This window comes from Dyella sp. C9 (assembly GCF_003332825.1).
Lineage (GTDB): Bacteria > Pseudomonadota > Gammaproteobacteria > Xanthomonadales > Rhodanobacteraceae > Dyella.
Window position 1 is genome coordinate 109,800 of sequence record NZ_QIRF01000002.1, and the last position, 12,886, is coordinate 122,685.

Genomic DNA, 12,886 nt, shown 5'->3' on the forward strand with positions numbered 1-12,886 from the left:
GTCCCGTCACCGGCCATGCTCTCCCGTGAGGACCTCGCTTCAGGCCACCGCCTGCCCGATGCGCTTGAGCACGTCGGCGTCCAGCCGCGGTACCAGCTCCAGCGCGTCCAGGTTGTGCTCCAGCTGTTCCAGCTTGCTGGCGCCGAGCATCACCGTGGACACGTGCGGATTGACCAGGCACCAGGCAATGGCGAGCTGCGCCATCGACACGCCCAGCTCGCTGGCGATCGGCGCGAGCCGGCGCACCTTGGCGAGGCTTTCGCCACCATGGTCGAGAATCGCCTCGCGCAGCCATTCATAGCCGGGCTGGGCCAGTCGCGCGTCATCGGGCACGCCGTCGTTGTACTTGCCGGTGAGCAGGCCCGAGGCCAGCGGCGACCAGATGGTGGTGCCCATGCCGTAGCTGTCGTACAGCGGGGCGTATTCCTGCTCGACGCGCTCGCGGTGCAGCAGGTTGTACTGCGGCTGTTCCATCACCGGTGCATACATGTGATGGTCGCGCGCCACGCGATGGGCCTCGATGATCGCCTCCGCCGGCCACTCGCTGGTGCCCCAGTAGAGCACCTTGCCCTGGCGCACCAGGGTATCCATCGCGGCCACCGTCTCGGCGATCGGCGTGTCCGGGTCGGGGCGGTGACAGAAGTACAGGTCCAGGTGCTCCACGCGCAGGCGTTGCAGGGCCTGGTGGCAGGCCTCGATCACGTGCTTGCGCGAAAGCCCGCGCTGCGTCGGCAGCGGGTTGTCCACCGCGCCGAAAAACACCTTGCTCGACACGCAGTAACTGTCACGCGGGAACCGCAGGTCGGCCAGCACGTCACCCATCAGCGTCTCGGCGACGCCGTGGTTGTACGTCTCGGCGTTGTCGAAGAAGTTGATGCCGCGATCATGCGCCATCGCCAGCAGGTCGCGCGCCAGCGCGCGGCCCACCTGCTTGCCAAAGGTCACCCAGGCGCCGAACGAAAGCGCCGACAGCTGCAGGCCGGATGTGCCTAGACGTCGATATTGCACGGGAATGCTCCGGTAACGGGGATCGATCAGGATGCCAAGATTACGCCGTCGGCGTCCATGCGCATCTACATGTGCATCTATACGCCGTGGCGACGACACGGGCACTACGCTCAAGCGTTCGACACGCAGGTCACTTCCACTCTCGGAGCCAGGTCATGTCGCACATGCAGGGTTGGGCGGTTCAACAGGCGGGGCAACCGCTGGTACTCACGGCATTTGACCTGGGACCGCTGGGGGCGGAGGAAGTGGAGGTCGCGGTGGACTACTGTGGCATCTGCCACTCCGACCTTTCCATGATCAACAACGAATGGGGCACGGCCAGCTTTCCGTTCGTGCCCGGTCACGAGGTCATCGGCCGAGTCAGCGCGCTCGGGGCGCAGGCGAAGGGACTCAAGATCGGCCAGCGCGTGGGCGTCGGCTGGACCGCGGCCACCTGCATGCACTGCCACCAGTGTCTTTCAGGCCACCAGAACCTGTGCGCGCAACTGCTGCCTACCATCGGCGGCGGCCACCAGGGTGGCTTTGCGGACAAGGTGCGCTCGCACTGGGCCTGGGCCGTGCCGTTGCCCGATGGCATCGACCTGGCCAGCGCCGGCCCGCTGCTGTGTGGCGGCATCACCGTGCTGCGCCCGTTCCTGGCCTACGAGATCAGCCCCACTGCCCGTGTCGGCGTGGTCGGCATCGGCGGGCTGGGCCACATGGCGCTCAAGTTCGCCAAGGCCTGGGGCTGCGAAGTCACTGCCTTCACCTCCAACGCGGCCAAGGCCGGCGAGGCCCGCGCGTTCGGCGCGCATCATGTGGTCGACAGCCGCGACCCCAAGGCCATCAGGGGGATGGCCGGCACGCTCGACCTGCTGCTGGCGACGGTGAACGTGCCGCTGGATTGGGCGGCCTTGATGGGCACGCTGGCGCCGCTGGGGCGCATGCACGTGGTGGGAGCGGTGATGGAGCCCATTCCCGTCTCGGTGTTCACCCTGATGCTGGGCGAACGCGAAGTTTCCAGCTCGCCCACCGGATCACCGATCGACATCGCCACCATGCTGGACTTCGCCACCCGCCACGATATCCGTCCACAAGTGGAGATGTTCCCGATGGGGAGCGTCAACGAGGCGCTCAAACATCTCGCCGAGGGCAAGGCGCGCTATCGCATCGTGCTGGAGGCCTAGGCGCCCCTGGCCATTGCAGCACAACAGGCCCGCACTGCATTCGAGCCTGTTGTGCCGCTGCCGCGGGGCGAACGCCGCCCTCGGCTCATGGAATGATATGGACGTCTATACGCTTTTCGATATTGTCATCGGCCTCGGGATGAATCAGCGATTTGTGCAGCTTGTCGCTGGTGCCCCATGACTTCAGCGCAGCGACCAGGGCATCGTCCTGGGTGTCCTTGCGGAAATAGAAATCCAGGTAGCGTTGGTCGTCGCAGATCGAATCGCAGTGGAAACTGGAAAAGCCGATGGCCAGGATCTGGCCGTACTCGTTGACGATCACCGCCGAGGCAATGCCGCCGCAATCGCGCGACAGGCAGCCGGCAAACAGGTAGTTCTTGTCCGGCAGTGCCTGCACCGACTCGGCCGCGCCACCCAATCCGGACAATAGCTGCTCGCTCAACGAGCGGTTGGAGCGAAAGTAGCTGGCCTTGGTGCCCGAGGCGAAATGCCCCAATGCCTCGGTGAAGCCCGAGGCGCGCGCAAGGTCGCTGGTCGTCGAGCAGGTGGTCGGATCAATCAACCTGCACGGCCCGGATGGCACGGCGCCCGCCGCCGCGGCGATCAGCGGCGCACACAGCAGCGCCACCAGACATGCAATCTTGAGAAGCATGCGCATAGGAACCCCCTGACTCGAACGTTACCGTGAAACCCCTTCCACTCCGATCATGCAGAGACCGGGCCAACCCGGTCGTACCACGCACCGGCGGCCTGACGGAGGGCCGTCCCACGAGAAGACAACGCTGGGCATCCCCTGTCGATGACTCGCCAACCTGTCGCTGTCCACGGCGACGGTCGAAGCGAACGATGCCCCAGCTTTGCGGCCCGCACCATAGGAATTGTGCGTATGTGCTGCGCCCGCACACACCGAATGGGCGGAATTTACGGTGCCGCTTTCACCTTCATGCGGCAGCAGCAGCATGGGTGCCACCCTCATTCAAACGGACGTCCAGACCCTGCCGGAGGGACAACCTGCAGTGGGGGCCAGGCCCGGAGGCAAGCCCCCCACGCCCCCAGGGCGACAACCGCCGTCGCTACAACGCGCGCAGGCATGCGCAAGAACTCGCGATGCAGCCACGCTCCTTCCAAACGGCTGCATGAAATGTTTTTCATTATGAGGATACCCTCATATATCTATAATGGCTGCTTACCCCCACCAGCCGGGATCTTCCCCATGCCACGCATCGACGTCACCATTCCCACCCGCGACGGCCACTGTCCTGCCTCGCTGTTCACGCCCGCCCACGGCAACGGTCCCTGGCCGGGCGTGGTGTTCTTCATGGACGCAGTGGGCGTTCGTCCCACGCTGAACGAGATGGCCCAGCGCCTGGCCGATGACGGCTATGCCGTACTGCTGCCGGACCTGTTCTACCGCGAGGGGCCGTACGAGCCGATGGTGCCGTCCCAGGTGTTCAGCGATGCCGCGCTGAAGGACAACCTGATGCGCATGCTTGGCACGCTGACCCGTGAGCGCAAGGTCAACGACGCCTCCGACTTCATGGACTACCTGGCCGAGCGCCCGGAAGTGAAGGGTCGCCCGCTGGGCGCCACGGGTTACTGCATGGGCGGCAACATCGCGCTGACCGCCGCTGGCGCCTTCCCCACTCGCCTCGCCGCCATCGCGTCGTTCCACGGCGGCGGCCTGGCCACCGACCAGCCGGACAGCCCGCACCGCCATGTGAAGGGCATCACCGGCGAGGTCTACGTTGCCGGCGCCGACGAGGATGTGCATTTCACGCTGGAACAGAAGGCCCAGCTGGAGCAGGCGCTGGCCGAAGCCGGCGTGGCGCACACCGTGCTGATCTATGCCGGCGCCCATCACGGCTTTGCGGTGCCGGACCACCCGGCCTTCAACGCGGCGGCGTACGAGCGCCACTGGCAGGCACTGGCTGACCTGTTCGGCCGCAAGCTCGCCTCGCACTGATCGAACGCGCGGCGGGCATCGGCGACGATGCCCGCCCGCTCAGCGCAACGAGACCAGCACCAGCTCCAGCACGACGGCCGCAAACACGCCGGCCACCACGTCATCCACCATCACGCCCACGCCGCCCTTGAGGCGACGGTCCAGCTGGCGAATCGGCCACGGCTTCCACACGTCGAACAGGCGGAACAGCGCGAAGCCCAGCACCACACCCCACCACGGCCCCGCCAGCACCGGCAGCAGGGCGATCCACAGGCCCACGAATTCGTCCCAGACGATGCTGCGGTGATCGTCCACGCCAAGCACGCGCCCGGCGATGCCGCAGGCCCATACACCGATGACGAAGGCCACTGCCACCGCGAACACGTAGAGCTGCAGCGGCAAGCTGCGCAGCAACAGCCAAGGCAGCAGTGCGGCCAGTGAACCAAAGGTGCCCTGCGCCACTGGCGCCAGGCCTGAGCCAAAGCCGCAGGCCAGCCAGCCCGCGGGCGTGGCCAGCAGCAAGCGGCGTTGTTCGGGAGTGAGGATGGTCTTGTCGCTCATGCGAAATGGTCCCAGCCGCGGTGAGTGGCTTCCAGCCAATGGCCCTGTTCGTCGCGCACGCGCACGCCATAGCCCTCGACCATGCGGCCGATGCGCGTGGCGCCGCATCCCAGGCGGGCGAGATCGCCCTGCACCTCCGCCACCAGGGCCGGGGGCACGGTGAAACACAGCTCGTAGTCGTCACCGCCGGCCAGCGCCAAATCGCGCGCGCTGCGCTCGTCGAAGGCGCCCAGCAGCATCGGCGAGCGCGGCAGCAGCGGTGCCTCGATCTCGGCGCCCAGGCTGCTTTCCTCGCAGATGTGGCCGAGGTCGGCGAGAAGACCGTCGGAGACATCGATGCACGCCGTGGCCCGACCGCGCAGCGCCAGCCCCGCCGCGAGCCGCGGCGTGGGCCGGTTCAGGCGTTCGATCAGGAAGGCAGCGCGACCATCGCCCTCGTCGACACGCGCCCCCCGCTGCAGCAACTGCAGGCCGGCGGCGGCATCGCCCAGCGTGCCGGTAACCAGCACCACGTCGCCGGCACGCGCGCCGGCGCGGGTGAGCGCCTCCCCCGGCGGCACGAAACCATGCACCGCCACGCTGACGCTCAGGCCGCCACGGGTGGTGTCGCCGCCGATCAGGGCCAGCCGATGCGGCTGCGCCAGCTGCGCGAAGCCCTCGGCAAAGCCGTCGATGAAGGCCTGCACGTGCTCGGCCGGCTGGCGCGGCAGGGTCAGCGCCAGCAGCGCCCAGGCCGGACTCGCCCCCATCGAGGCGAGGTCGGAAAGATTGACCGCCAGCGACTTCCAGCCGATGTCGGCCGGATCGGTGCCCGCGGGGAAATGCACGCCTTCGACCAGGGTGTCGATGGCGATGGCCAGCTCCTGCCCTGCCGGCGGGGCCACCAGCGCCGCGTCGTCACCGATGCCCAGGCGCACGTCCTCGCGCCCCTGCGCGGTGCGTTCGCGGATGCGGTCGATGAGGCGAAATTCCATGGCGCGCCACCCCTGGCTGAAAGACGACGGCTAGCGTCGGAACACGAGCGTGGGCGCGCCGTGATAAGTGGTTTCCTGCCAGCGCGTGAAGCCGGCCTTCTCGGCCACGCGGATCGACGGCAGGTTGGCCGGATCGATGATGCACACCGGCTGCAGCTCCGGGCGATGCTGCACGGCCCAGGCCATGACGGCAGCGACGGCTTCGCTCGCGTAGCCCTTGCCGTGCACGGCCGGCGCCAGCACCCAGCCAAACTCCAGCATGCCCAGCAACGAGGGCTGCATCTCGCGGCGGAAGTCGGCAAAGCCGATGTCGCCGATGTAGCGGCCACTGGCCTTGTCCTCGACCGCCCAGTAGCCGTAGCCCAGCAGGCTCCACAGGCCGGCGTACTGCAGCAGGCGACGCCACACTTCCTCGGTGCTGAACGGGCGGCCGCCGATGTAGCGGGTGACTTCGGCATCGGACCACAGCGCCGCACAGGCAGCGTGGTCGTCCGGGCGGTGCGCACGCAGGCGCAACCGCTCGGTCTCGAGCACCGGAACCAGCGACGGCCGCTCCAGCGCGCCGTCCATCAGCCGCGCTTTTCGGTACTGCGCAGCGAGGCGGCCAGCTTGTCCAGCACGCCGTTGACATAGCTGTGGCCATGGTCGGCGCCGAAGCGCTTGGTGACCTCGATGGCCTCGTTGATGATCACGCGGTAGGGCACGTCCGGGCGGTACTTCAGCTCGTACGCGGCCAGGCGCAGCGCGGCGCGCTCGATCGGGTCGATCTGGCCCACTTCGCGATCCACGTAGGGCTTGAGGCTGTCGTCGATGGCCTCGACGTGGCGCTCCACGCCGTGCAGCAGATCCTCGAAGTACTCCAGGTCGGCCACTTCCATGTCCTGCTCGTGGCGGAACTGCTCGATCACCGCGTTCATGCGGCTGCCGCTGATCTGCCAGGCGTACACGGCCTGCAGCGCACGGCGACGTGCGCGCGAGCGTGCAGCCAGGTCGATGCCTTCGGGACGCTGGTTCATCACAGCTTTCCGTACAGGTTGACCATTTCCAGCGCGGCCAGCGCGGCATCGGCGCCCTTGTTGCCGGCCTTGGTGCCGGAGCGCTCGATGGCCTGCTCGATGTTGTCGGTGGTCAGCACGCCGAACGCCACCGGCACGCCGGAGGCGTAGGCGGCCTGGGCCAGGCCCTTGGCGCACTCGCCGGCCACGTAATCGAAATGCGGGGTGGAACCACGGATCACCGCGCCCAGCGCGATCACCGCGGCGTACTTGCCGGAGTTGGCCACCTTGTGCGCGGCCAGCGCGATCTCCCAGGCGCCCGGCACGCGGATCAGCTCGATCGCGTCGTCCTTCACGCCGTGGCGCACCAGCACATCACGCGCGCCGGCCACCAGGGGCTCGACGACGAAACCGTTGAAACGGCCGGCGACGATGGCAAAGCGGCCTTTGGGCGTGGCGAAATCGCCTTCGATGATCTTCATGGGTATGCGTTTCCTGAGGAGCTGATCGCCCCGGGGGGCGGACTATTTTACGGGATTTGGGGCAGCGTGCCCGGGTCGGGCGGGGAAACCGTCGCGGCCAGCCGCGGATGGCCCCGGAAGCACAGGCTGGCCTGGCCCTGCACCACCTGCAGGCGGGCCGGCACGCCGAACGGCAGGGTGAACTTGTCGGCCTCGTGGCCGAACGGCATGCCTGCCACCACCGGGATGCGCGCCACGGCGCCGATTTGCGCCAGCGCGGCGGCCACGTCGTAGCCGTTGTCGTAGTCGTGGGGCCGGCAATGGGTGAAATGGCCCAGCACCAGGGCGCGCTGGCGATCCAGCACGCCAGCCAGGTGCAGCTGGTACAGCAGCCGCTCGATGCGGAACGGCGGCTCGCCCACGTCCTCCACGAACAGGATGCCGCCGTCGATCCGGGGGAAATAAGGGGTGCCGAGCAGGCTGCACAGCATGGCCAGGTTGCCGCCCCACAGCGGGCCTTCCAGCTCCAGCTCCTGCGTCGACGGCGTCTGCCAGCGCGCCACCGGCTCGGGCTCGCTGATGGCACGCCAGAAGTGCTCCCACATCAGCCCATTGAGCTGCGGCGCACCGAAATCGGGCCCCAGCATGGGGCCGCCGAAGGTGACCAGGCCGCACTTCGCGTACAGCGCCATCTGGATCGCGGTGAAATCGCTGTGGCCCACCAGCAGGGTGGACGTGCCCGCCAGCCGCTCGCGCAGCGCGCCGTAGTGGATGTGCTCGAGCAGGCGCGTGGCGCCGTAGCCGCCACGAATGGCCAGCGCGATGTCGGGCAGGGCCGGATGGATGGCCAGCCGGTTGAGGTCGGCCACGCGCTCGGCGTCGCTGCCGGCGAAACGGTGTTCGACGCGATCGAGCACGTCGAGGCCTTCCACCGTGCAACCGGCGGCCTGCAGGCGGGCCACGCCGCGCTGCATGGCGTCGCGGTCGTGCGGGTAGCCCGAAGGTGCGATCAGGCGGATACGGGGGGCGGTCATCCAGGGCTCCTGTGGCGGTCAGCTCGCGTCGATCTGGCGCACGAAACGCACGCTGCGCCGCGTATAGCCGTTGGACTCGTAGAAGCGATGCGCGCGCTCGCGGCGGATGCCGCTGGTCAGCTCCACCGTGCGGCAGCCGTGCCGGGCGAACCAGGCATGCGCTGCATCCAGCAATACGCGGCCGATGCCCTGGCCACGCTGGTGCTCGTCCACCACGAGCGTGGTGATGCGCCCGACCCGGCCTTCCACGTGGAGCATCGGCGACAGGTGCAGGCTGATGCAGCCAAGCACCACGCCGCCCTCTTCGGCGACCAGCACGGCATCGCTGGCGGGATGGGACATGGTCGCCAGCCGCTCGCGCATGGCCTCGCCCGTGGTCGGATAGCCCAGCTCGCCCACCAGGGCGGCCAGGCGTTCGGCGTCATCCGGCGTGGCGGCACGCACCTGCATCGTCATCGCTTCCTTGGCTCAGTACACGAAGGCAGTATGCAGAAAGCGGCGTGGCGGCGGCATGGCCACGCCGGGCGTTTTGGCGGCGCGGGTGCACATCAGACGTGTTCGACCACTTCCAGGCCGAAGCCGCCCAGGCCCACCATCTTGCGCGGCGTGCCCAGCACGCGAAGCTGGCGGATGCCCAGGTCGGCCAGGATCTGCGCGCCCAGGCCGAGCTGGCGCCACTCCTGCTGCTGCGCCTCTTCCGGCGCCTGCGCCAGCGGCTGGCGGTTGAGGCGACGCAGCAGCGCATCGGCGGTGTCCTCGCCGGACAGCACCAGCAGCGCGCCGCGGCCTTCGTCGGCGATGCGGCGAAGCGCGGCAGTCACGGTAAGGCCGAGGTCGTCGCGCTGCAGGTGCAGCACATCGGACAGCGTGTTGCGCACGTGCACGCGGGTGAGCACCGGCTCGCCGTCGTGCACGGTGCCGCGCAACAGCGCGAAATGCAGGCCCTGGCGGATGGCGTCGCGATAAGCCACCAGGCGGAACGGGCCGAACTCGGTCTGCACGTCTTCCTCGTACACGCGCTGCACCGTCTTCTCGGTTTCCAGGCGGTAGCGGATCAGGTCGGCGATGGTCCCGATCTTCAGGCCATGCTTCCTGGCGAACACTTCAAGCTCCGGGCGACGGGCCATCGAGCCGTCTTCGTGCAGGATCTCGATCAGCACGGCCGAAGGCTCCAACCCCGCCAAGGCGGCCAGATCGCAGCCCGCCTCGGTGTGGCCGGCGCGGGTGAGCACACCGCCGGGCTGCGCGGTGAGCGGAAAGATATGACCCGGCTGCGAGAGGTCCTGTGGCTTGGCGTCCGACTTCACAGCCACCTGGATGGTGCGCGCGCGGTCATGCGCGGAGATGCCCGTGGTGACGCCTTCGGCCGCCTCGATCGAAACGGTGAAGTTGGTCTGGTACGGCGAGGTGTTGTCCACCACCATCGGCTTCAAGCCCAGCTGGCGCGTGCGCTGTTCGGTCAGGGTGAGGCAGACCAGGCCGCGCGCCTCGCGCACCATGAAGTTGATGTCTTCGGGCCGCACCATCTGCGCGGCCATGATCAGGTCGCCTTCGTTCTCGCGGTCCTCGTCGTCGAGGATCACGACCATGCGGCCGGCGCGGATGTCTTCGAGGATTTCGGGGATGGTGTTGAAGCTCATGGGTATTCGATCCGAAAGCGTTTTGTCATTGCCGTCATCCCAGCGGAAGCTGGGATCCAGCGACTTGAATGTGTGCGAAAGACACTGGATCCCAGCTTTCGCTGGGATGACAGGCATTACGCGAAACCGTGCTGCTTGAGGAACGCTGCATCGAGCTTCGGCGCTTCGCCACCGGCGATCAGCCGCTCGATGTAACGCGCCACCACGTCCACCTCGATGTTCACTGCATCGCCCGCCTTTCTCGCATGGAACGCCGTGTGTTCCACCGTATGTGGAATAAGGTTCACGCCGAAGCGATGGCCGTTGACCTCGTTCACGGTGAGGCTGGTGCCGTCGATGCAGATCGAACCCTTGGCCGCGATGTAGCGCGACAGGTTCGCCGGCACTTCGAACACCCAGCGCAGCGAGCGGCCATCGGGCGTGATCGACACCACCTTGCCCACGCCATCGACGTGGCCGGAAACCAGATGGCCACCGAGGCGGTCGGCGAGGCGCAGCGCCTTCTCCAGGTTCACCGGATCGCCGGCCTTGTGCTTGCCCAGCGTGGTGAGCGACAGCGTCTCGTTGGAGACGTCCGCGCTGAAGCCGCGCGGCTCCAGCGTCACCGCGGTCAGGCACACGCCGGACACGGCGATGCTGTCGCCCAGTTGCACGTCGGAGAGGTCGAGGTCGGCGGTATCGACATGCAGGCGCACGTCACCGCCACGGGGCTCGAGCCGCGCGATGCGGCCCACGCTCTGGATGATGCCGGTGAACATCAGCGCACCTCCTGCAAGGAGGCGGCGAAATGATCGGAACGATGCTTGGACATGAAACGTTTCCCGCGTTGAAAAGCATGCGAAAAACGCCCCAAGGCGTCTGGCAGGCGCACGCCCGCGAAGGCATGCACCGTACCGTCTTCTCTCATCCGGACTTTCTGGCCACCATCGCTGGTTGCCAACCGTCGGCTCCGGCATTGGACCGGATCTGCTGACCTTCCGATGTTCCGGAAGCGCTCGCGGGCTCGCCCCTGGGGACCTACCGCCGGTGGGGAATCGCACCCCGCCCTGAAGACGTCGTTGTGGTTTTGCCGGCGAACCGGCCAGGCGAGTTTAGCACCTTCCAGCGGGACGGCCGTGGAAGGATCGTGCGTGGAGCGGAACGATGTGTCGCCGCGGCCGCACACACGGTGCCGCCCCCGTAGGAGCGCACCCTGTGCGCGACCAACCATCACATCCCCGGCGGCTGCCCGGTCAGGCGCCGATAATCCCGCAGCACCTGATCCATCACCCAGCTGGTACGTGCCCCGCTTTCGGGCGTGGACGGAGAGGCGCCCGCATGGCCGGTCAGCTCGGCCACGATGGTTTCGATCAGCGGCTGCTGGATATGCGTGGGGTTGGCCACTTTGTGCTCCACCACGCCGGCGGCGTTCTCCACGCGGATCGGGCCATCGCCAAAGGTGGCGAAGCTGATGCGCCCCTGGTCGCCGACCACCTCGATCTCGTCATGGTACTTGTAGCTGTCGAAGTTCCACAGGCCGGTGCCCAGCATGCCGTTGCCGAAGGCGAACGACATGGCCACGGTGTCCTCCACCGGATAGGCGCCCAGCTGGTTGCTGGCCTGGCCACTGGCCGAGACGATGGGGCCGAACAGCCAGTCCAGGATGTCCAGCGTATGGCAGCCGATGTCCATGAAGATGCCGCCGCCGGAGATCTCGGGGCGCACGTGCCAGGGCAGGTTCTTCGGGTCGTGGTAGCGCGGATGGTGCGGTTCGTGCAGCACCACGTTGACGATGCGCGGCGTGCCGATCGCCTGCTCGTCGAAGATCAGCTCGCGCACCTTGCCAAAGCGCGGCAGCGCGCGACGGTAGTAGGCCACGAACACCGGCACGCCGGCCTTCCTGCCAGCATCGATGATCGCCTCGCACTCGGCGTAGTCCAGCGCCATCGGCTTTTCCACGTACACCGGCTTGCCCGCCGCGATGCACATCAGCGCGTACTGCTTGTGCGTGGACGGCGGCGTGGCCACGTAGACGGCATTGACCTCGGGATCGGCGATCAGCGCGGCCGCGTCGTCGTACCAGCGCGGCACGCCGTGGCGCTGCGCGTAATCACGCGCCTTGTCGCCATCGCGGCGCATCACCGCCACCAGCGCGGAATTGGGTGTCTTGCTGAAGCCCGGGCCGCTCTTCACCTCGGTGACGTTGCCGCAACCGATGATGCCCCAGCGTATCGCTGCCGTCGTCATGTGGTCTTGAACTCCCCTTTCAGGAACTGCTGGTGATAGGCGTGGAACACGTTCACTTCCGGATGGCGCGCGCGCTCCACCAGGTGCGCGCGCAAGGCTTCGCGTACACAGGGCTGCAGCGAGGACAGGTATTCGAGCGTGTATTCGGTGTGGTCGAGCACGCCGAAATGGCAGGTCGGGTCATGCTCGGTGGAGTGAAAGCCCAGGTGGATGGTGATCCGCCTGTCCTTGAGCACGCCACCGTAGCCGCGGTGCACCGCGTAGTTGTTGTAGAACACCGCCTCACCGGGCTGCAGCACCAGTTGGACGCCCTCGTCCAGCTCGGCCGCGTTCACCGGCGCCATCTTCTCGGTGTTGCCGAAGACCGCGCGCTCCGCGGCATTCAGGGGGCGACGGTGGCTGCCCGGCACGATCCACAGGCAGCCGTCCACCGTGAGCGGCAGGTTCATCTGCACGTAGTTGTAGTGGTAGTGCTCGCTGAACCAGTTCGGGTCCACCTGGTCGTCGGGCACCTGCAGCACGTCGCGGTGCCAGCCCTGGCGATAGTCCACGCCTGCCTCGGCGTGGAACAGCGAGGCACCGTCGACGATGATGCCCTCGCCCAGCAAGCCGCGGCATACGGCGAGGATGTCCTCGTTGCAGATGACGTCCTGGATGCTCCGGATCGCCTTGCCTGGCTGCAGGAACTGCAGGTTGCTCATGCGCTGCGTATCGGCGCGCTCGCGGCGCGCCTCCTCCACCGCCGCGACATAGCGGGCCACGCCGGCCTCGTCGAGGATGCGGCGCACCAGGTAACCCTGCTCGCGGAAGTGGCGACGTTCCTCGTCGCTCAATGTGCCGGCGCTCGGCGGGAACTGCGTCATGGCTTGCTTCCTGGTA

At 67.6% G+C, this 12,886-nt stretch carries 15 protein-coding genes and 1 riboswitch; of the genes, 2 read left to right on the forward strand and 13 right to left on the reverse strand.

The window, feature by feature from the left end; translation table 11 throughout:
• Positions 1–39 precede the first annotated feature (39 nt).
• Positions 40–1,008 carry an aldo/keto reductase gene (locus DVU99_RS02885; RefSeq protein ID WP_114238701.1) on the reverse strand — a complete coding sequence of 323 codons (969 nt, stop codon included), beginning with the start codon at positions 1,006–1,008 and terminating at the stop codon, positions 40–42.
• A 155-nt stretch (positions 1,009–1,163) separates the two neighbouring features.
• Between DVU99_RS02885 and DVU99_RS02890 the strand changes: the two genes are divergently transcribed.
• Positions 1,164–2,174 (forward strand): NAD(P)-dependent alcohol dehydrogenase, encoded by a 1,011-nt coding sequence (locus DVU99_RS02890; RefSeq protein WP_114238702.1) that lies wholly within the window; start codon positions 1,164–1,166, stop codon positions 2,172–2,174.
• 85 nt (positions 2,175–2,259) lie between these two features.
• On the opposite strand, the gene DVU99_RS02895 is transcribed toward DVU99_RS02890, so the two are convergent.
• Positions 2,260–2,826, reverse strand: a complete 567-nt coding sequence (locus DVU99_RS02895) for a hypothetical protein (RefSeq protein ID WP_157971328.1) — start codon at positions 2,824–2,826, stop codon at positions 2,260–2,262.
• Between the two features lie 561 nt (positions 2,827–3,387).
• Between DVU99_RS02895 and DVU99_RS02900 the strand changes: the two genes are divergently transcribed.
• Positions 3,388–4,137 (forward strand): dienelactone hydrolase family protein, encoded by a 750-nt coding sequence (locus DVU99_RS02900; protein WP_114238704.1) that lies wholly within the window; start codon positions 3,388–3,390, stop codon positions 4,135–4,137.
• Between the two features lie 39 nt (positions 4,138–4,176).
• Here the strand turns inward: DVU99_RS02900 and DVU99_RS02905 are convergent, their stop codons facing one another.
• The 11 genes from DVU99_RS02905 to DVU99_RS02955 form a co-directional block, all read right to left on the reverse strand.
• The gene (locus DVU99_RS02905) at positions 4,177–4,677 is read right to left on the reverse strand and encodes a phosphatidylglycerophosphatase A (RefSeq protein WP_114238705.1); all 501 of its coding nucleotides are present in this window, start codon (positions 4,675–4,677) and stop codon (positions 4,177–4,179) included.
• A complete protein-coding gene (gene thiL / locus DVU99_RS02910) occupies positions 4,674–5,651 on the reverse strand; it encodes a thiamine-phosphate kinase (protein WP_114238706.1) in 978 nt (325 codons plus the stop codon). The genes DVU99_RS02905 and thiL overlap by 4 nt, the downstream gene beginning before the upstream one ends.
• Positions 5,652–5,681: 30 nt before the next feature.
• Positions 5,682–6,221 carry a GNAT family N-acetyltransferase gene (locus DVU99_RS02915; RefSeq protein WP_114238707.1) on the reverse strand — a complete coding sequence of 180 codons (540 nt, stop codon included), beginning with the start codon at positions 6,219–6,221 and terminating at the stop codon, positions 5,682–5,684.
• The gene (gene nusB, locus DVU99_RS02920) at positions 6,221–6,667 is read right to left on the reverse strand and encodes a transcription antitermination factor NusB (protein WP_114238708.1); all 447 of its coding nucleotides are present in this window, start codon (positions 6,665–6,667) and stop codon (positions 6,221–6,223) included. The genes DVU99_RS02915 and nusB overlap by 1 nt, the downstream gene beginning before the upstream one ends.
• Positions 6,667–7,134: a 6,7-dimethyl-8-ribityllumazine synthase gene (gene ribE, locus DVU99_RS02925; protein WP_304529402.1), complete on the reverse strand. Its 468-nt coding sequence runs from the start codon at positions 7,132–7,134 to the stop codon at positions 6,667–6,669. The genes nusB and ribE overlap by 1 nt, the downstream gene beginning before the upstream one ends.
• A gap of 41 nt (positions 7,135–7,175) precedes the next feature.
• A complete protein-coding gene (ldcA, locus tag DVU99_RS02930) occupies positions 7,176–8,141 on the reverse strand; it encodes a muramoyltetrapeptide carboxypeptidase (RefSeq protein WP_114238710.1) in 966 nt (321 codons plus the stop codon).
• Positions 8,142–8,159: 18 nt separating this feature from the next.
• Positions 8,160–8,591 (reverse strand): GNAT family N-acetyltransferase, encoded by a 432-nt coding sequence (locus DVU99_RS02935; RefSeq protein WP_198670166.1) that lies wholly within the window; start codon positions 8,589–8,591, stop codon positions 8,160–8,162.
• 98 nt (positions 8,592–8,689) lie between these two features.
• Positions 8,690–9,781, reverse strand: coding sequence for a bifunctional 3,4-dihydroxy-2-butanone-4-phosphate synthase/GTP cyclohydrolase II (gene ribBA / locus DVU99_RS02940; RefSeq protein WP_114238712.1), 1,092 nt, complete (start codon positions 9,779–9,781; stop codon positions 8,690–8,692).
• A gap of 116 nt (positions 9,782–9,897) precedes the next feature.
• A complete protein-coding gene (locus DVU99_RS02945) occupies positions 9,898–10,539 on the reverse strand; it encodes a riboflavin synthase (RefSeq protein WP_114238713.1) in 642 nt (213 codons plus the stop codon).
• Between the two features lie 133 nt (positions 10,540–10,672).
• A riboswitch (FMN riboswitch) is annotated at positions 10,673–10,839 on the reverse strand.
• Between the two features lie 151 nt (positions 10,840–10,990).
• Entirely contained in the window at positions 10,991–12,007 is a 1,017-nt protein-coding gene (locus tag DVU99_RS02950) for a Gfo/Idh/MocA family protein (RefSeq protein WP_114238714.1), read from the reverse strand.
• Positions 12,004–12,870 carry a phytanoyl-CoA dioxygenase family protein gene (locus DVU99_RS02955; protein ID WP_114238715.1) on the reverse strand — a complete coding sequence of 289 codons (867 nt, stop codon included), beginning with the start codon at positions 12,868–12,870 and terminating at the stop codon, positions 12,004–12,006. Before DVU99_RS02955 ends, DVU99_RS02950 begins: the two co-directional genes overlap by 4 nt.
• Positions 12,871–12,886: the final 16 nt, after the last annotated feature.

What these genes read in the sequence shown, in the direction of transcription:
- DVU99_RS02890 (WP_114238702.1), top strand. Translation starts at nt 1,164, where the DNA reads ATGTCGCACATGCAGGGTTGGGCGGTTCAACAGGCGGGGCAACCGCTG.
- DVU99_RS02895 (WP_157971328.1), bottom strand. Translation starts at nt 2,826, where the DNA reads ATGCTTCTCAAGATTGCATGTCTGGTGGCGCTGCTGTGTGCGCCGCTG.
- DVU99_RS02900 (WP_114238704.1), top strand. Translation starts at nt 3,388, where the DNA reads ATGCCACGCATCGACGTCACCATTCCCACCCGCGACGGCCACTGTCCT.
- DVU99_RS02905 (WP_114238705.1), bottom strand. Translation starts at nt 4,677, where the DNA reads ATGAGCGACAAGACCATCCTCACTCCCGAACAACGCCGCTTGCTGCTG.
- thiL (WP_114238706.1), bottom strand. Translation starts at nt 5,651, where the DNA reads ATGGAATTTCGCCTCATCGACCGCATCCGCGAACGCACCGCGCAGGGG.
- DVU99_RS02915 (WP_114238707.1), bottom strand. Translation starts at nt 6,221, where the DNA reads ATGGACGGCGCGCTGGAGCGGCCGTCGCTGGTTCCGGTGCTCGAGACC.
- nusB (WP_114238708.1), bottom strand. Translation starts at nt 6,667, where the DNA reads ATGAACCAGCGTCCCGAAGGCATCGACCTGGCTGCACGCTCGCGCGCA.
- ldcA (WP_114238710.1), bottom strand. Translation starts at nt 8,141, where the DNA reads ATGACCGCCCCCCGTATCCGCCTGATCGCACCTTCGGGCTACCCGCAC.
- DVU99_RS02935 (WP_198670166.1), bottom strand. Translation starts at nt 8,591, where the DNA reads ATGCAGGTGCGTGCCGCCACGCCGGATGACGCCGAACGCCTGGCCGCC.
- ribBA (WP_114238712.1), bottom strand. Translation starts at nt 9,781, where the DNA reads ATGAGCTTCAACACCATCCCCGAAATCCTCGAAGACATCCGCGCCGGC.
- DVU99_RS02945 (WP_114238713.1), bottom strand. Translation starts at nt 10,539, where the DNA reads ATGTTCACCGGCATCATCCAGAGCGTGGGCCGCATCGCGCGGCTCGAG.
- DVU99_RS02950 (WP_114238714.1), bottom strand. Translation starts at nt 12,007, where the DNA reads ATGACGACGGCAGCGATACGCTGGGGCATCATCGGTTGCGGCAACGTC.
- DVU99_RS02955 (WP_114238715.1), bottom strand. Translation starts at nt 12,870, where the DNA reads ATGACGCAGTTCCCGCCGAGCGCCGGCACATTGAGCGACGAGGAACGT.